General features: G+C 62.4%; 18 protein-coding genes. 7 read left to right on the top strand and 11 right to left on the bottom strand.

From position 1 onward, the window contains the following. Window positions 1–23: 23 nt before the first annotated feature. From rimM to ffh, 3 genes are all read right to left on the bottom strand, one after another. Entirely contained in the window at window positions 24–536 is a 513-nt protein-coding gene (gene rimM / locus NEZ08_RS13080) for a ribosome maturation factor RimM (protein ID WP_298107476.1), read from the bottom strand. Between the two features lie 173 nt (window positions 537–709). Beyond that, window positions 710–1,045: a 30S ribosomal protein S16 gene (gene rpsP, locus NEZ08_RS13075; protein ID WP_298107400.1), complete on the bottom strand. Its 336-nt coding sequence runs from the start codon at window positions 1,043–1,045 to the stop codon at window positions 710–712. A gap of 51 nt (window positions 1,046–1,096) precedes the next feature. Continuing rightward, a complete protein-coding gene (gene ffh / locus NEZ08_RS13070) occupies window positions 1,097–2,647 on the bottom strand; it encodes a signal recognition particle protein (protein ID WP_298107399.1) in 1,551 nt (516 codons plus the stop codon). Window positions 2,648–2,960: 313 nt separating this feature from the next. Here ffh and NEZ08_RS13065 point away from each other — a divergent pair, with 313 nt between their 5' ends. Continuing rightward, window positions 2,961–3,944: an MBL fold metallo-hydrolase gene (locus tag NEZ08_RS13065; RefSeq protein WP_298107398.1), complete on the top strand. Its 984-nt coding sequence runs from the start codon at window positions 2,961–2,963 to the stop codon at window positions 3,942–3,944. 64 nt (window positions 3,945–4,008) lie between these two features. On the opposite strand, the gene NEZ08_RS13060 is transcribed toward NEZ08_RS13065, so the two are convergent. Beyond that, window positions 4,009–4,725 (bottom strand): SIMPL domain-containing protein, encoded by a 717-nt coding sequence (locus NEZ08_RS13060; RefSeq protein ID WP_298107397.1) that lies wholly within the window; start codon window positions 4,723–4,725, stop codon window positions 4,009–4,011. Between the two features lie 2 nt (window positions 4,726–4,727). Then, entirely contained in the window at window positions 4,728–5,387 is a 660-nt protein-coding gene (locus NEZ08_RS13055; RefSeq protein WP_298107395.1) for a GyrI-like domain-containing protein, read from the bottom strand. Between the two features lie 202 nt (window positions 5,388–5,589). Between NEZ08_RS13055 and dapF the strand changes: the two genes are divergently transcribed. Next, on the top strand, window positions 5,590–6,462 hold the full coding sequence (dapF, locus tag NEZ08_RS13050) for a diaminopimelate epimerase (protein ID WP_298107394.1): 873 nt from the start codon (window positions 5,590–5,592) through the stop codon (window positions 6,460–6,462). Further along, entirely contained in the window at window positions 6,459–7,730 is a 1,272-nt protein-coding gene (gene mtaB / locus NEZ08_RS13045; protein WP_298107393.1) for a tRNA (N(6)-L-threonylcarbamoyladenosine(37)-C(2))-methylthiotransferase MtaB, read from the top strand. Before dapF ends, mtaB begins: the two co-directional genes overlap by 4 nt. Before the next feature lie 78 nt (window positions 7,731–7,808). Here mtaB and NEZ08_RS13040 read toward each other — a convergent pair whose 3' ends face one another. Beyond that, complete coding sequence (locus NEZ08_RS13040; RefSeq protein ID WP_298107392.1) at window positions 7,809–8,528, bottom strand: RluA family pseudouridine synthase; 720 nt, start codon at window positions 8,526–8,528, stop codon at window positions 7,809–7,811. 27 nt (window positions 8,529–8,555) lie between these two features. Here NEZ08_RS13040 and ftsY point away from each other — a divergent pair, with 27 nt between their 5' ends. From ftsY to NEZ08_RS13025, 3 genes are all read left to right on the top strand, one after another. Next, entirely contained in the window at window positions 8,556–9,494 is a 939-nt protein-coding gene (ftsY, locus tag NEZ08_RS13035) for a signal recognition particle-docking protein FtsY (RefSeq protein WP_298107391.1), read from the top strand. Between the two features lie 9 nt (window positions 9,495–9,503). Beyond that, complete coding sequence (locus tag NEZ08_RS13030) at window positions 9,504–10,112, top strand: septation protein A (protein WP_298107390.1); 609 nt, start codon at window positions 9,504–9,506, stop codon at window positions 10,110–10,112. A gap of 165 nt (window positions 10,113–10,277) precedes the next feature. Beyond that, window positions 10,278–10,892, top strand: a complete 615-nt coding sequence (locus NEZ08_RS13025; RefSeq protein ID WP_298107389.1) for a Crp/Fnr family transcriptional regulator — start codon at window positions 10,278–10,280, stop codon at window positions 10,890–10,892. Between the two features lie 11 nt (window positions 10,893–10,903). Here the strand turns inward: NEZ08_RS13025 and NEZ08_RS13020 are convergent, their stop codons facing one another. From NEZ08_RS13020 to ccmA, 5 genes are all read right to left on the bottom strand, one after another. Continuing rightward, complete coding sequence (locus NEZ08_RS13020) at window positions 10,904–11,500, bottom strand: DsbE family thiol:disulfide interchange protein (protein WP_298107388.1); 597 nt, start codon at window positions 11,498–11,500, stop codon at window positions 10,904–10,906. 11 nt (window positions 11,501–11,511) lie between these two features. Beyond that, window positions 11,512–11,676 (bottom strand): heme exporter protein CcmD, encoded by a 165-nt coding sequence (gene ccmD, locus NEZ08_RS13015; protein WP_298107386.1) that lies wholly within the window; start codon window positions 11,674–11,676, stop codon window positions 11,512–11,514. A gap of 4 nt (window positions 11,677–11,680) precedes the next feature. Further along, on the bottom strand, window positions 11,681–12,418 hold the full coding sequence (locus NEZ08_RS13010) for a heme ABC transporter permease (protein WP_298107385.1): 738 nt from the start codon (window positions 12,416–12,418) through the stop codon (window positions 11,681–11,683). A 70-nt stretch (window positions 12,419–12,488) separates the two neighbouring features. Beyond that, complete coding sequence (ccmB, locus tag NEZ08_RS13005) at window positions 12,489–13,157, bottom strand: heme exporter protein CcmB (RefSeq protein ID WP_298107383.1); 669 nt, start codon at window positions 13,155–13,157, stop codon at window positions 12,489–12,491. After that, entirely contained in the window at window positions 13,154–13,756 is a 603-nt protein-coding gene (gene ccmA, locus NEZ08_RS13000) for a heme ABC exporter ATP-binding protein CcmA (protein WP_298107382.1), read from the bottom strand. The genes ccmB and ccmA overlap by 4 nt, the downstream gene beginning before the upstream one ends. A 229-nt stretch (window positions 13,757–13,985) precedes the next feature. Between ccmA and acnA the strand changes: the two genes are divergently transcribed. Beyond that, complete coding sequence (acnA, locus tag NEZ08_RS12995; protein ID WP_298107381.1) at window positions 13,986–16,706, top strand: aconitate hydratase AcnA; 2,721 nt, start codon at window positions 13,986–13,988, stop codon at window positions 16,704–16,706. The last annotated feature ends 54 nt before the right edge of the window (window positions 16,707–16,760 follow it).

Here is a 16,760-nt window from a genome sequence, read left to right as displayed (position 1 = left end):
ATCAGGCGGCTCCTAATGAGACACTAGCCGTCGCCCTCAATTTCCCTTGGCAATTCGATCACGACTCGCCCGCCCGGTATGTCGACCGTCGGCACCACCGCATTTGAAAAGGGCAAGAGTATCGTCGTGCCGCTTTCCGGGGCGATCTCGATGATATCGCCGGCGCCGAAGTTATGAATGGCGATCACACGCCCGAGCGGTTCATCGGCCGTGGTTACCGCGTCAAGGCCGATCAGGTCTGCGTGATAATACTCGTCTTCTTCGGTCGCCGGCAGTTTGTCCCGTGGGATGTAAAGCTCGAGTCCGTTGAGGCGTTCGGCCTCATCGCGGGTGGTGACGCCCTTGAAGGTGACAACCAGATGGTCCTTGGCCTCGCGGGCGCTTGTCAGTTCGAGGTGACGTCCGCCATCCTTGGTCGCCAGCGGTCCGTAATCTTCGATCGCAAGCGGATCTTCAGTGAAGGTCCATAGTTTCACGGCCCCGCGCACGCCATGCGCGGCGCCGATCCGGGCGACGCAAACTTGCCCAGCCATTATCGGGCCCAGTCCTTCGAGATGCGGCCGTTTTTTGCACCGTTCGCGACGGTCTCGCCGTCGCTGGGCGTGCTTGGGTGACGTCGCTCCTCAGTATGAGGGGAAAGACTCTCGCGCTGAGGACCTCGGCCAAAGCCGTGCGTCCTGAAGTGCGAGGCCGTTTCTCTCCTCAAGAGTTACGCCGACTTGGCGGCGGCTTCAGCCTGCGCCTTGCGCTCCTTGCGCGGCACGGCCTTCTCCGGATTGTTGCGCTTCTCCCGCTTCTTCACGCCGGCGGCGTCGAGGAAGCGCATCACGCGATCGGACGGCTGCGCGCCCTTGGCGAGCCAGGCCTTGAGCTTGTCCATGTCGAGCTTGAGCCGGTCGGCGTTGTCCTTCGGCATCAGCGGATTGAAATGGCCGAGCCGCTCGATGAAGCGGCCGTCACGCGGAAAGCGCGAGTCGGCGACGACGACGTGATAGACGGGACGCTTCTTGGTGCCTGCGCGAGCAAGGCGGATCACAACGGACATGAACTTCTCCTTGAATATGTCTGTTCGAATAAGGGTGAATTGATCTGTCGATTACTTCTTCTTCCCCGGACCAGGAAAGCCGGCGAGGCCCGGCAACGTCGGCTTGTTGGGCAGTCCCGTAAGCCCCGGCAAATTCGGTAGCCCGGTGCGAAGGCCGGCGGGAATGTCTTTCGGCAAGGCCGGCACGCCGGCGGGGCCTGCGCCTTGCGGAATCTTCTCGGCCAGCGCCTTCATCTGCTCCGCGCTAGGCATGCCGCCGCCAAAGCCCATGGCTTGCGCAATGCCGGCGAGCGGGCCGCGCTTGCCCGAGCCCATGGCCTTCATCATGTCGGCCATGTTCCGGTGCATCTTGAGCAGCTTGTTGAGGTCTTCGACCTTGCCGCCGGCGCCGGCCGCGATCCGCTTCTTGCGGCTCGCCTTGAGAATGTCCGGATGCTTGCGCTCCTGCCGCGTCATCGAGTCGATCAAGGCGACTTGGCGCTTGATGATCTTGTCGTCGATCCCGGCATTGGCGATCTGGTTTTTCATCTTGGCGATGCCGGGCATCATGCCCATCAGGCCGGAAATGCCGCCCATGTTCGCCATCTGCATCAACTGCTCGCGCATGTCGGAAAGGTCGAACTGGCCCTTGCGCATCCGCTCGGCGGTGCGCACGGCTTTCTCGGCGTCGATGCTGGCGGCAGCCTTCTCGACCAGCGAGACCACGTCGCCCATGCCGAGAATACGGCTTGCGATGCGGCTTGGATGAAAATCCTCCAGCGCGTCGGTCTTTTCGCCGGTGCCCATCAGCTTGATCGGCTTGCCCGTGACCGCGCGCATCGACAGCGCTGCGCCGCCGCGGCCGTCGCCATCGACGCGCGTCAGCGCGATGCCGGTCAGGCCCACCCGCTGGTCGAACGAGCGCGCCAGGTTCACCGCGTCCTGGCCGGTTAGCGAATCCGCGACCAGCAGCACTTCGTGCGGATTGGCAGTGGCTTTGATCTCCGCCGCCTCGGTCATCATCTCTTCATCGAGCGTGGTACGCCCGGCGGTGTCGAGCAGCACGACGTCGTAGCCGCCGAGCTTGCCGGCCTCTAACGCCCGCTTTGCGATCTGCGCTGGCTTTTGCCCGGCAACGATCGGCAGCGTCGGAACATCGAGATCGCGGCCAAGGACGGCGAGCTGTTCCATCGCCGCCGGACGGTAGATGTCGAGCGAGGCCATCAACACCTTGCGCTTGTCGCGCTGGACCAGGCGGCGGGCCAGTTTTGCGGTCGTCGTGGTTTTGCCGGAACCTTGCAGGCCGACCATCATGATCGCGACCGGCGGCACCGCGTTAAGGTCGATGCTCTGGCCGTCGGAGCCCAGCGTGGCGACGAGTTCGTCATGAACGATCTTGACCACCATCTGGCCGGGCGTGACCGACTTGACGACGGTGGCGCCGATCGCCTGCTCGCGAACGCGATCGGTGAAGCTGCGGACGACGTCCAGGGAGACATCGGCCTCCAGCAGCGCGCGCCGCACCTCGCGCATGGCCGCGTCAACGTCAGCCTCCGTCAGCGCGCCGCGCCGCGTCAACCGATCGAGAATACCACCCAGCTTTTCCGACAGGTTGTCGAACACTTAAATTCTCTTCTCTTTCTTTACCTCTCCCCACGACGGGTGGGCGAGGGAGCAGATCGTCATCTATGTCGGGATGACGCGATTCCAAACACTTTTGCGCCCGAGGGCGCATCGCGCTGTCGGGCGTTGACCTCCGGTCTCCAGGACCGGTCGGCGGGTCGAAAAGGACACTCTTTTCGATGAATTGCGGCGGGTTAAACGCCCTTGAGGCGGAAAAGTCAAGAAACGTCCTAGTTCCAGATGGCGGTATCGTGAACCGGGAGGTTTCGCAGTCCTCTTGCAAGGACAGCCGTTTTTGCCGCCAATCCCCTTCATGCATGGTTCCAGTAACAAGCCCCCGTCGGACCATTTCGACGGCCGGGTTTTCTTCGATCCCGACGGCGTGCCGCCAAAGGCGCTGCGCGACGTGCTGCGCTGGCAGTTCGGCGGCAACCGCAAGCGCGCGGTCTGGCCGAAATGGGTGCCCAGCCAGCATGCAGATACCCCGCCGGCGCGGGTAGATGGCAACAAGGCGCGGCTGTCCTTTGTGGGCCACGCGAGCTGGCTCATCCAGACGGCGGGGCGGAACATTCTCGTTGATCCCGTCTGGTCGAAACGCGTGTCGCCCTTCGCCTTTGCGGGTCCAAAGCGTCGCAACGATCCCGGCATCGCCTTCGAAGCCTTGCCTGATATCGATACCGTGCTGGTTTCGCACGGCCATTACGATCATCTCGACATCGTGACCCTGTCCCGGCTGGCAAAGCGGTTTTCGCCGCGCGTGATCACGCCGCTTGGCAACGATCTCACGATGAGGCGCGCCGATCCCGACATTCGCGCCGAGGCCTTCGACTGGCATCAGCGCGTGGAACTCGCCGACGGTGTTGCCGTCACGCTGGTGCCGACGCGACATTGGTCGGCGCGCGGGCTGTTCGATCGTAACCAATGCCTGTGGGCGAGCTTTGTCATCGAGACGCCGGCCGGGAAAATCTACGCCGTCGGCGATTCCGGCTATGGCGAGGGCAAACACTTCCGCGAGGTGGGGCGAATGCACGGTCCGTTGCGGCTGGCGCTGCTGCCGATCGGCGCCTATGAGCCGCGCTGGTTCATGAAGGACCAGCACATGAATCCTTCTGACGCGGTGATGGCGCTCGCCGACTGCGGCGCAACGCAGGCACTCGCCCATCATCACGGCACGTTCCGGCTCACCGACGAAGCCATCGACGCGCCCGCAATCGCGCTGGGCGAGGCGCTCGATCAGGCCAACATTCCGCGCGAGCGTTTTGTGGCGCTCAAGCCGGGGCAAGTGGTGGAGATTTAGTTTTTGAAGAGTCCTCGTGCGTCGCACCTCTAACGAGGCGCTGCGTCCGGGACGTGCAAAGTTGCTACGGATCTTTCTTGATAGCCCAGACCACGCCAACCGAGATCGAAAGCGTCTCTTCCCCCTGGGCAATTGGCACGGGGGCTGCCGCCATTCCACCCATCACCCTGGCGCGGAACAGCGGCTGAGCGGCGCCCTCTTCGGAAATGCTGACCGGCGTGCCCAGCGCGACGCCGGCGGCCTTGGCGTAGATCTCCGCTTTGCGGCGCGCGTCGGCAATCGCCTGCTCGCGCGCGCCGTCGAGCAGCTTTGAGGCCTGCGACACCATGAAATTGATGCCGCCGATCTCGTTGGCGCCCGCTGTAACCACGGTATCGATCATATTCGCAACCTTGGTGATGTCGTGCAGGCGGATCGTCACACGGTTGCTGGCGCGATAGCCGGAAATCGTGGCCGGTGAGCCGGATTTGGCCGCCGTGTACTGCGGCTGCAACGACAGCCGTGAGGTCTGATAGTCCTTCTCTTCGATGCCGGCTCCCTTCAGCGCCAGCAGCACTTTGCCCATCGTGGCATTGTTGGCGTCTGACGCCTCGCGCGCAGTCTTGCCGTCCGACGTCACCCCGGTGTCGATCTGGACCATATCGGGCGGCACCGAAATGCGGGCTTCGCCGGTCACGGATATCACGGGCGACGGTTGCGTTGTCGTCTGGGCTCCCGCCGCGAGCGGCGCGGCGGCTAGCACAACGACGAAAGCGTACAGGACGGTGCGCTTTGTCATCATGTTCACTTCAGCGGCACGTAGACGTTGATCACCAGCTTGTCGTCCGGCGTTTTCAGGGGATTGGTGATATATTCCTCGATGAAGGTGTCTTTTGCTTCCAGCTTCTTGTCGTCGAGGTGGTTCGTGATGGCCTCGTACGTGTTGTCCATGTTCTCATATGAACCGCGGTGGACGAATTTGAGCGCCTTGCCTTCAGGTGATTTGGCAACAGTGATTGCCTTCGGCAGGTCCTTCGGTTCCTGGTCAACCGGTATCTCCGCCAGATAGGTAAAGCCGGTGTCGTCGGTCGAGGTGTAGACGATCATCGAGTTGCCGGCCGGCTTGTCTCCGGCCTTCTCGAGCGCAGCCGCAAGCGTCTTCAAGGATGCAACCAGGGTTTCATAGGCGGTGTCCCAGTTCGCGGTGCCCTTCGTGGCAATGACCGTTTTCGGGGTCAGCGTGATCTGCTCGCCAAAGGGATCCGCCTTCTGCACCGGGGCCGGCGGCGCGGTGGGCGTCGTCGTCGTCGGCAAATCCCCGGGGGATTTGTTTTCGGCGGGCGGCGGGGCAGGGCTCACGGAAGGAGCCGGCGTTGGCGCCTGCGCATGGGCGGATTGGAGCGCGACGGCAACCAGCGGGACCAGGGCGAACAGGGCAACACGACATGGGCTGGCGTAGTTCATCGGGTCTTCTCCATGGCCTTCCGTGGCCCGCACGCGCGAATCCCGGATGTCTAACATGCGAGCGCGGCGTTCGTCTCATGATAGATATTTACGGATATTTCATGCCCATCCCCGCCGGGCGGGGAGCAGGGACACAGATAAACCCACATCTAGCTTATTCGGCTTCGTTCGCCATATAACTCTGGCGTGACGGGAAGGATCGATGAGCGCGCTCGCCAACCACGGCTTTGCCAAGATGAACGGGATCGGCAACGAAATCGTTGTCGTCGATCTGCGCGACCGGCCGGGTCCTGTCACGGCCGATGATGCACGTGCGGTCGCTTCGCCAAAGGGGGTCCACTACGATCAGCTGATGGTGCTTCAGCCACCGCGCCTGTCGGGCACCGAGGCCTTCATCCGCATCTACAACAACGACGGTTCGGAGGCTGGCGCCTGTGGCAACGGCATGCGCTGCGTGGCGCGTCGGGTGTTCGAGGCTTCCGGCCAGCAAGCCGCCACATTTGAGACCAGCGCCGGCCTGTTGAATTGCTGGCAGGGGCCGGCCGCCGATCTCTATACCGTCGATATGGGCGTGCCGAAGTTCGGCTGGCAGGATATCCCGCTCGCCGAAGAATTTCGTGATACGCGCGGCATCGAACTGCAAATAGGGCCGATCGACGCTCCGATCCTGCACACCCCCTCGGTCGTCAGCATGGGCAATCCGCATGCGATCTTCTGGGTCGACGACGTGCAGGCCTATGATCTCGGCCGTTTCGGCCCACTGCTGGAAAATCATCCGATCTTTCCCGAGCGCGCCAACATCACGCTGGCTCACATCGTTGATCGCGACCACATCACGATCCGCACCTGGGAGCGGGGCGCGGGACTGACCAAGGCCTGCGGGTCGGCGGCGTGTGCGACGGCGGTTGCGGCTGCGCGGCTGAAGCGCGCCAATCGCACGGTTCGCATCACACTTCCGGGCGGCGATCTCACCATCGAATGGCGCGATCGCGACGATCATGTGTTGATGACCGGTCCCGCGGTCTTCGAATATGAGGGGCATTTCGACCCGGCGCTGTTTGCCTCGGTCGCATGAGCGTCGACGTCGTCACCTTCGGCTGCCGCCTCAACGCATTCGAGTCTGAGGTAATGCGTAGTGAAGCCGCGCGCGCCGGGCTTTCCGATACCATCATCATCAATAGCTGCGCCGTCACCAACGAGGCCGTGGCGCAGGCGCGGCAGTCGATTCGCAAGCTGAAGCGCGAGCGGCCATTCGCGCGCATCGTCGTTACCGGCTGCGCGGCACAGACGCAGGCCGAGATGTTTGCCGGAATGCCGGAAGTCGATCGGGTGCTCGGCAACGACGACAAGATGCAGGCCGATGCCTGGCAGCGGGCGCGAACGGCTCTTTTTGGAGCGGCTGCGCTGGATATTGCAGCGAGCCGCAAGATTGCAGTCAGCGACGTCATGTCGCTTCGGCAGATCGCGCCCCCTCGCATGGAAGTATTGCCGAAGGGGCAGCCGCGCGTCTTCGTGCAGGTGCAGAACGGCTGCGATCACCGCTGCACCTTCTGTATCATCCCGTTCGGCCGCGGCAATTCGCGCTCGGTGCCGGTGGAGGCGGCGCTGGCGCAGGTTCGTGCGCTGGTCGAACGGGGCCATCCCGAAATCGTGCTGACCGGCGTCGACCTGACAAGCTATGGCGCCGATCTGCCGGAAGCCCCCAAGCTCGGCCAGTTGGTGAAGCAAATCTTGCGCAAGGTGCCGGAACTGAAGCGTCTGCGGATCTCTTCCGTCGATTCCATTGAGGTCGACCGCGATCTCCTGGATGCCATCGCCACGGAGGAACGGCTAATGCCGCATCTGCATTTGTCGCTGCAGTCCGGCGACGACTTGATCTTAAAGCGCATGAAGCGCCGTCACTCCCGTCAGCAGGCGATCGAGTTTTGCGCTGAGGTGCAACGGCTGCGGCCGGATATGGCGCTCGGCGCCGATATCATTGCCGGCTTTCCAACCGAAACCGAAGCGATGTTCGCCCGCTCGATGGATCTCATTGATGCGTGCCGCCTGACCTTCCTGCATGTCTTTCCGTATTCGCCACGGCCGGGTACGCCGGCCTCGCGCATGCCGCAGGTCGAGAGTCGCATGATCAAGGAGCGCGCCAGGCGGTTGCGCGACGCGGGCGAAGCCGCGCTGCGGCGGCGCCTTGAATCGGAAATCGGCGCGACGCGCCAGGTTCTGGTCGAAAGCGCCACCCAGGGCCGCACCGAACATTTTCTGCCGGTTGCAGTCCACGGTGAGATGCCCGGAGAAGTACGGCGATTCGCGATCAGAGGAAGCGATGGTGCCAGGTTAATCGTCTAACCCAGCCGGCTGTCGCCCGCCTTGACCGGGTGATCCAGTACGCCTTGGACCATCCCATCGGCGCGGCAGCGCTTGGCGCTACTCCTCCTTCCATCCGCAGATGCGCAAACGCTCGCGCATATGTTCCGGCGCAGGCGCCACCGCGCGCACCGGTTCCTTGTTCTTCGAAATCGGGATGCCGATTTCGCGGGAATGCAGATGCAGGCGCGGCTCGCCGAACCGCGGTCCGTTGCCATAGATGTTGTCGCCGACGATCGGCCAGCCCTGAGCCGAGGCATGCACGCGTAATTGATGGGTGCGGCCGGTGACCGGCTCAAGCGCCAACCAGGTCAGGCCGTCGCCGCGACCCATTACTTTCCAATTCGTGATCGCCGGTTGTCCGTCGGGATCGACCTTCTGCCACCAGCCGCGCTCAGGATTGAGCCGGCCAAGCGGCATGTCGATGGTGCCTTCTTCGACGGGCGGACCTCCTTCGACGACGGCCCAGTAGGTCTTTGAAATCCTGCCGTGCTTGAACAACAGCCCGAGCGAGGCGGTGGCCTTGCGATGGCGTCCGAGCACCAGGCAGCCGGAAGTGTCCTTGTCCAGCCGATGCGCCAGCACCGGCGGCCGCGGCAGGCCGAACCTGAGCGCATCGAAGGAGGCTTCCAGGTTGGGACCGCCCTTCGGTCCGCGGTGAACCGGCAGGCCTGCCGGCTTGTCGATCACCAGCATCAAGCCGTCGCGATGGAGCACGCGGGAGAGGATTTCCTCCGCGGTCAGTACAGGAACTTCGGTCCGATCAAGACTTTCACTCATCGCTTGAAAGGGCTAACACACCCCGCCATGAATGAGGAAGCACCGAAACAGAGCTGGTGGCGCCGGCTATCCAGCGGATTGAAGCGGACCTCGAGTTCGCTCGGCACGGCCGTTGCCGATCTCGTGACCAAGCGCAAGCTCGACCGCGCAATGCTCGAGGATATCGAGGATGTGCTGCTCCGTGCCGATCTCGGAACCGAAGTGGCGGCACGAATCTCGCAGGCCGTCGGCCATGGCCGCTACGACAAGTCGATCTCGGCCGACGAGGTCAAAGCGGTGGTCGCAACCGAGGTCGAAAAGGTGCTTGCGCCGGTGGCGAAACCCCTCATCATCGAGGCGGCAAAGAAGCCGTTTGTCGTTCTCGTCGTCGGGGTCAACGGTTCCGGCAAGACCACCACCATCGGCAAGCTGGCTGCGAAATTTTCCGCCGAAGGCCGGAAGGTGATGCTCGCCGCCGGCGATACATTCCGCGCCGCCGCGATCGAACAGCTGAAGGTTTGGGGCGAACGGACGAAGTCGCCTGTGATTGCCGGGGCACAAGGCTCGGACTCGGCGAGCCTTGCCTTTAATGCGCTCTCGGCGGCCCGCGACGAAAAGCGCGACGTGCTCCTGATCGATACGGCCGGGCGGCTGCAAAACAAAGCGGAGCTGATGAACGAGCTCGAAAAGGTGGTTCGCGTGATCCGGAAAGTTGACGACACCGCACCGCATGCCGTTCTGCTGGTGCTGGACGCGACGGTGGGACAAAACGCGCTCTCGCAAGTCGACGCCTTTCATCGTACCGCTGGCGTTACCGGCCTCGTGATGACCAAGCTCGATGGCACCGCGCGGGGTGGAATCCTCGTGGCGCTTTCGGAGAAATACAAGCTGCCCGTGCACTTCATCGGGGTCGGCGAGGGAATCGACGATCTTGCGCCGTTCACAGCTCACGACTTTGCGAAGGCGATCGCGGGAATTGAGGTATAGGCTTTAGCAATGGACAAGACCCAGCCGCATCCGCTGTTCAAGCTCGCTACCGAGCTGGGGCCGCTGCTCGTGTTCTTCGGCGCGAACGCCAAGTTCCACCTGTTCGTCGCGACCGGCGCGTTCATGGTGGCCATCGTCGCAGCGATGGCGGCTTCCTATGTCGTGACGCGGCATGTGCCGCTGATGGCGTTGGTCACCGGCGTCGTCGTGCTCGTGTTCGGCACGCTGACGCTCGTTCTGCACGACGAGACCTTCATCAAGGTCAAGCCGACCATTATCTACGGGCTGTTCGCACTCGTTCTCGGCGGCGGCCTTTTGTTCGGCCGCTCCTTCATTGCCGTCCTGTTCGACCAGGTTTTCAACCTCACGCCTCAGGGCTGGCGAATTCTGACGCTGCGCTGGGCTCTGTTCTTTTTCGCCATGGCGATCCTGAACGAAATCATCTGGCGCACGCAGAGCACCGATTTCTGGGTCGGCTTCAAAGCGTTTGGCGTGATCCCGCTGACCATGGCGTTCGCGATCACCCAGATGCCGCTGATCAAGCGCCATCACCTCGACCCGGTTTCGCTGCAAGCGAGCGATGCGGCGGAAGGCGATGTCAGAAAGAATGCGCGCTGACCTAAGGGCGCGCGTAAAACCAGGCGTCCGCTGCAGCGCGAGCGCATTGGCCGGTCCAGACCTCTGCCGTTCGTTCAAGCCGACCCTCTCGACTTGCATTTTCGAAAATCCCCGGCAAGCTCGCCCCGATTTCAATTATTAATGGGCTGCCCAGGGAGGCTAGCCATGAGTCATGCCGAATTTCTCGGTTACGCGGCCGCCGCTTGCGTTTTCGTCACGTTCTATATGAAAACCATGGTGCCGCTTCGGGTCGCCGGCATCGTCAGCAATTTCCTTTTCATCGGTTACGGCTATGCCGTCGACGCCTATCCGGTCTTGATTCTGCACCTCGTCCTGCTGCCGCTCAACGTCGTGCGACTGCGGCAGATGCTGCGGCTGATCAAACAGATCGAGGATGCAACGAAGGGCGATGTGAACCTGAACTGGGTCAAACCGTTCAGTTCGACGAAGGCAATCGCTGTCGGCGAGACTGTCTTCCGCCGCGGGGAGTCCGCGGATGAAATGTTTTTCATCGTTTCGGGCCGCTTTCGCGTCAAAGAGCGAAACGTCGACCTCCAAACCGGCGACGTGTTCGGCGAACTCGGGTTGCTTAATTCCGGTCAGGCGCGGACGGCGACCGTGGAGTGTTTGGCAAGCGGTGAACTGCTGCGGATCACCTACGATCAGGTCAAGCAGCTCTGTTTGCAGGATCCCAAATTCAGTTTTTATTTCCTGCATCTCGTGAGCAAGCGGCTGTTCCATAACCTGTCAATGGAAGCGCAGCACGGCCAGCCAGGCTAAGCTCGATCAATTCAGGAGCCCGCCTTCAGCGCCTTGTCAATCTCGGCCCGCAGCGTCGTATTGATGTTGTCCGGCGTTACCGGGCCGACGAGCTTGTAAAGGATGGTGCCTTCGCGCCCCACGATGAAGGTTTCGGGGACGCCATAAACGCCCCATTCGATCGAGGCGCGGCCATTGGCATCGACGCCGACAACGCCGAACGGATTGCCGTAGCGGCCGAGAAAGCGCCGGGCGTTCTCGGCCGAGTCTTTGTAGTTGATGCCGACGACTTGCAGCCGCTTGTCGTGGCCGAGTTCGGTCAGGAGCGGCGCTTCGTCGTGACACGGCACGCACCATGAAGCCCAGACATTGACGAGGCTGACCTTGCCCTTGAAAACGGACGGATCGAGGCCGGGGACCGGTGCGCCGCCATTGGCAAGCCCCTCCAGCGGTGGCAGCCGGGTTTGTGGCGCGGGATGACCGATCAATGCTGACGGAAGGCGCGACGGATCACCATCGCCGAGCCGGAACCAGAAGATTGCGGCAAGTGCCGCAAAGACGACGAGCGGCAGCGCCATCAGCCAGCGCGAGCTTCGCGGAGCGTCGTTGGAGGTTGTGGGCGTGCTCATGCCTTTGTCCGTCATTTGCGTCCGGAGCGGCGGACCAAACCTTTGGATTCAAGGTCGCTCAAGCGCTGCTTCTGGCGGCGATAATCGATCGCAATCCAGGCGATCAGCAACACGACCACAATCAGGACCGCCAGATAGGAGGCCACGATAAAGGTTGTATAGGGTCCAAGCGACATCGCCTCACGCCCGCGGCTTGCCGGCTTGCGCCTGAAGCATCTGCATCGCTCGGACGCGGCGGCGCAGGATTTCATTGCGCATCGCCGCCAGGTGTAAGGTGACGAACAACAGCGAAAACGCCAGCGCCATAACCAGAAGCGGAATCAGGAACGCGCGGTCCAGCGTCGGTCCGCCCATTCGCATCACCGAAGCCGGCTGATGCAGCGTGTTCCACCAGTCGACAGAAAACTTGATGATTGGCAGATTGAGGGCGCCGACCAGCGTCAGCACCGCAGCGGCGCGTGCGGCGCGCGAGGGATCCTCGACGGCGCGCCACAGCGCGATCAGGCCGAGATACATCAGGAACAGGATCAACACGGATGTCAGCCGGGCGTCCCACTCCCAGTAGGTCCCCCACATCGGCCGGCCCCAAAGCGAGCCCGTCACCAGCGCGAGGAAGGTAAACGCGGCACCGATCGGCGCGGCGGCCTTTGCTGCAACATCGGCGAGCGGGTGACGCCACACCAGTGTGCCAAGCGCGGCCAGACTCATGACCGCCCAGACGAACATCGACAGCCAGGCGTTGGGAACGTGAATGAACATGATCTTCACGGTGGCGCCCTGCTGATAGTCGTCGGGCGCCGTCGCCGACTGGTAAAGACCGACCGCAAGCAGGATCCCGGTCGCGACCACCAGCCACGGCAGAAGACGCGCCGTCAAGGCAAGGAACCGGGTGGGATTGGCGAGATCGATCAGCGTCATGGCACTCTGTTAATGGCCGAAGGCGTTACAGGCAATCAGCATAAATGCTTTCAGCGAGAGTTGATGAGCATCAATCCAGCCCTTGGCGCAGGCTCGCTGCCGCTGCATAGGGGCCGACCACAAGGCCGAACAGCGACAGAGCGCACAGGATCGAAAACGGCGCCCCGAATGACGACGGCCCGGTGATCGCGGCTTCTGACGCCGCCACGCCAAAGATCAGCACGGGAATCGACAGCGGCAACACCAGAACCGCCAGCAACAAGCCGCCGCGGTGCAGCGTCACGGCCAGTGCCGCGCCGATCATGCCGGTGAAGGTCAGCGCCGGTGTGCCGGCGAGCAGTGTCAGCGCCACGGCCGCGGTTGCGCCGACGTCGAGATTGAGCAGCAAGCCAAGGATTGGCGTTGCGATGATGAGCGGCAATCCGGCGGCGAGCCAGTGGGCCACAGCCTTGACAGCGCAGGACAGTTCCAGCGGCGTTCTGCTCATCGTGATCAGATCGAGCGAGCCGTCGTCATGATCCGCCGTGAACAGGCGATCCAGCGTCAAGAGACTCGCCAGCAGCGCGCCGAGCCAAAGGATCGCAGGTCCCAATCGTGCGAGCAGCGCAAGGTCCGGCCCGATGGCGAACGGCATCAGGACCACGACGGTGAGAAAGAACAGGACGCCGATCAAGGCGCCGCCGCCGACGCGCAGCGCGATCCGGATGTCCCGGCGGATCAGCGCGGACAGCGCGGTCACGAGACGTCTCCGACGCGCAGCGTCCGCGCGGTGATTCCGAGCGGCGTGTGGGTCGCGGCCATGATGAGCCCTCCTCGCGCCAGATGATCGCCGATCAGGGAGGCAAACAGCTTCTGTCCGGCGGTATCCAGCGCGTTGGTGGGTTCGTCGAGCAGCCAGACCGGCCGGTAAACCGTCAGCAACCGCGCAATCGAAAGCCTCCGCCGCTGTCCTGCGGACAGATACGCCGCCGGCAGGTGGGCCGCATGATCGAGCTCGACCGTGGCGAGACTCTCGGCCGGGTCCGACGCCGCACCGCCGAGAAAATCGCGCCAGAAGCTGAGGTTTTCCGAGACGCTCAAGGCCGGTTTCAGCGCGTCGCGATGACCGAGGTAGTGCGCTTGTTCGGCCAGCGTTAGCTCAGCCTCGCCGCCTTCGAGGGTTATCGATCCGCGTGCCGGAACGAGCAGCCCGGCAATCAGACGCAAGAGCGACGTCTTGCCAGATCCGTTGGGGCCTACCACCGCTACCGCCTCGCCGGAGACGACCTCGAAATTGAGGTTGGAGAAGACCTCGCGGCCGCCCCGCACACAATCGACTTCGCGTCCTGAAAGCCGCATCTTGCCCTTATCGCGAGCCCCACTCCAATGGAGGGGTAGCGCATCAGAATTTTATGGATGGCGCATTGCTGCGAACCGCTCACCGGTGTGGCGGCGATTGTTGAAAGATTCTATAAGCCGGAACTTGACGCGAGACACAATCGGCGTCTTCGGCCTTGCCGGCGAAACCCCGCAGCCGGTGTAATAATACCATTCTCGGGAATAAACTGACAATCTGGGATTGCCTCACATGACCTCTCTCGACAGCTTCAAATGCCAGAAGACCCTCAAGGTCGGTGGCAAGACCTACGTCTATTACAGCCTGCCCGCCGCCGAGAAGAACGGTCTGAAGGGAATATCGAGGCTTCCCTATTCGATGAAGGTGCTGCTGGAGAACCTGCTGCGTAATGAAGACGGCCGCACCGTCAAGAAGGACGACATCGTCGCTGTTTCGAAATGGCTGAAGAAGCGTGCGCTCGAGCATGAGATCGCGTTTCGACCGGCGCGCGTCCTGATGCAGGACTTTACCGGCGTGCCGGCGGTGGTCGATCTGGCCGCGATGCGCAACGCGATGCAGAATCTTGGCGGCGACGCCGAGAAGATCAACCCGCTGGTGCCGGTTGATCTCGTGATCGACCATTCGGTGATCGTAAACTTCTTCGGGGACAACAAGGCGTTCGGCAAGAACGTGGTCGAGGAGTACAAGCAGAACCAGGAACGCTACGAATTCCTGAAGTGGGGTCAGAAAGCGTTTTCGAACTTCTCCGTCGTGCCGCCCGGCACCGGCATCTGCCATCAGGTCAATCTCGAATACCTCGCGCAGACGGTGTGGACCAGGAAGGAGAAGATGACGGTCGGCAAGAAGAAGGGCACCTTCGAAGTCGCCTATCCGGACTCGCTGGTCGGCACTGACTCTCACACCACAATGGTCAACGGCCTTGCCGTTCTCGGCTGGGGTGTTGGCGGCATCGAGGCAGAGGCCTGCATGCTTGGTCAGCCGCTGTCGATGCTGCTCCCGGAAGTCGTCGGCTTCAAGTTGAAGGGGCAACTCAAGGAAGGCGTCACGGCTACCGATCTCGTGCTCACGGTCACGCAGATGCTGCGCAAGCAGGGCGTAGTCGGAAAATTCGTCGAGTTTTTCGGTCCCGGTCTCGACAACCTGTCGGTCGCCGACAAGGCAACCATCGGCAACATGGCGCCCGAATATGGCGCAACCTGCGGGTTCTTCCCGGTCGATGCGGCGACCATCGACTATCTCAAGACATCGGGCCGCAAGAACGACCGCGTCGCGCTGGTCGCGGCTTACGCAAAGGCGCAGGGCCTGTTCCGGAGCGCCAAATCGAGCGATCCGGTTTTCACCACCACGCTGACGCTCGATCTCAAGGACGTCGTGCCGTCGATGGCAGGTCCCAAGCGTCCCGAGGGCCGCATCGCCCTGCCGGCGGTTGCCGAAGGCTTCGCCACAGCACTGGCCAGCGAGTACAAGCGGACCGAAGATGCGGCCGCGCGATATCCGGTCGAAAACCGCGACTTCGATCTCGGTCATGGCGACGTCGTGATTGCGGCGATCACATCCTGCACCAACACCTCCAATCCCAGCGTTCTGATCGCCGCGGGATTGCTCGCCCGCAACGCCGTCGCCAAGGGGCTGAAAGCAAAACCTTGGGTGAAGACATCGCTGGCTCCGGGCAGCCAGGTGGTTGCCGAATATCTCGGCAACTCCGGCCTTCAGGCCGATCTTGACAAGGTGGGTTTCAACCTGGTCGGTTTCGGCTGCACCACCTGCATCGGCAATTCCGGTCCGCTGCCGGAAGAGATCTCGAAATCGATCAACGACAACGGCATCGTGGCGGCTGCCGTACTCTCGGGTAACCGCAACTTCGAAGGCCGCGTTTCGCCGGACGTGCAGGCGAATTATCTGGCTTCGCCGCCGCTCGTCGTCGCCCACGCGCTCGCCGGCACGGTCAGGAAGAACCTTGCCGTCGAGCCGATCGGCAATGGCAAGGACGGCAAGCCGGTGTACCTGAAGGACATCTGGCCGACCGCAAAAGAGGTCAATGCTTTCGTCAAGAAGTACGTCACCGCACCAATCTTCAAGAAGAAATATGCCGACGTCTTCAAGGGCGACACCAACTGGCGCAAGATCAAGACCACTGACAGCGAGACTTTCCGCTGGAATATGAGTTCGACCTATGTGCAGAACCCGCCCTACTTCGAAGGCATGAAGAAGCAGCCAGATCCGATCGCGGATGTCGTCGATGCGCGGATCCTGGCGATGTTCGGCGACAAGATCACCACCGATCACATCTCGCCGGCCGGCTCGATCAAGCTGACCTCGCCAGCCGGCAAATTCCTGAGCGAGCATCAGGTGCGCCCGGCCGACTTTAACCAGTACGGTACACGTCGCGGTAACCATGAAGTGATGATGCGTGGCACCTTCGCCAACATCCGCATCAAGAATTTCATGCTGAAGGGCGCCGATGGCAACATTCCGGAGGGCGGCATGACCAAGCACTGGCCCGATGGTGAGCAGATGTCGATCTACGACGCTGCGATGAAGTATCAGGAAGAGGGTGTGCCGCTGGTGGTGTTTGCAGGCGCCGAATACGGCAACGGCTCCTCGCGAGACTGGGCCGCAAAGGGAACCCGTTTGCTTGGTGTGCGCGCCGTGATCTGCCAGAGCTTTGAGCGCATCCATCGCTCCAACCTGGTCGGCATGGGCGTGCTGCCGCTGACCTTCGAGGACGGGACGTCGTGGCAATCGATCGGATTGAAGGGCGACGAGAAAGTAACCATACGCGGATTGCAGGGTGATCTGAAGCCGCGTCAGAAACTGACCGCAGAAATCGTGTCGAGCGACGGTGCCTTGCAGCGTATTTCCCTGCTGTGCCGAATCGATACGCTCGACGAACTGGATTACTACCGGAACGGCGGCATCCTGCATTACGTGTTGCGCAAGCTGGCCGCGTGATTGTGATCGGAGCCTCACCGCGAAGTGAGTAGCGAGGCAGGAGAAGGCAGCTTA

This window comes from Bradyrhizobium sp., assembly GCF_027451485.1.
In the GTDB taxonomy this organism is placed as follows: Bacteria; Pseudomonadota; Alphaproteobacteria; order Rhizobiales; family Xanthobacteraceae; genus Bradyrhizobium.
This window is presented reverse-complemented; position numbering and strand designations above follow the sequence as displayed.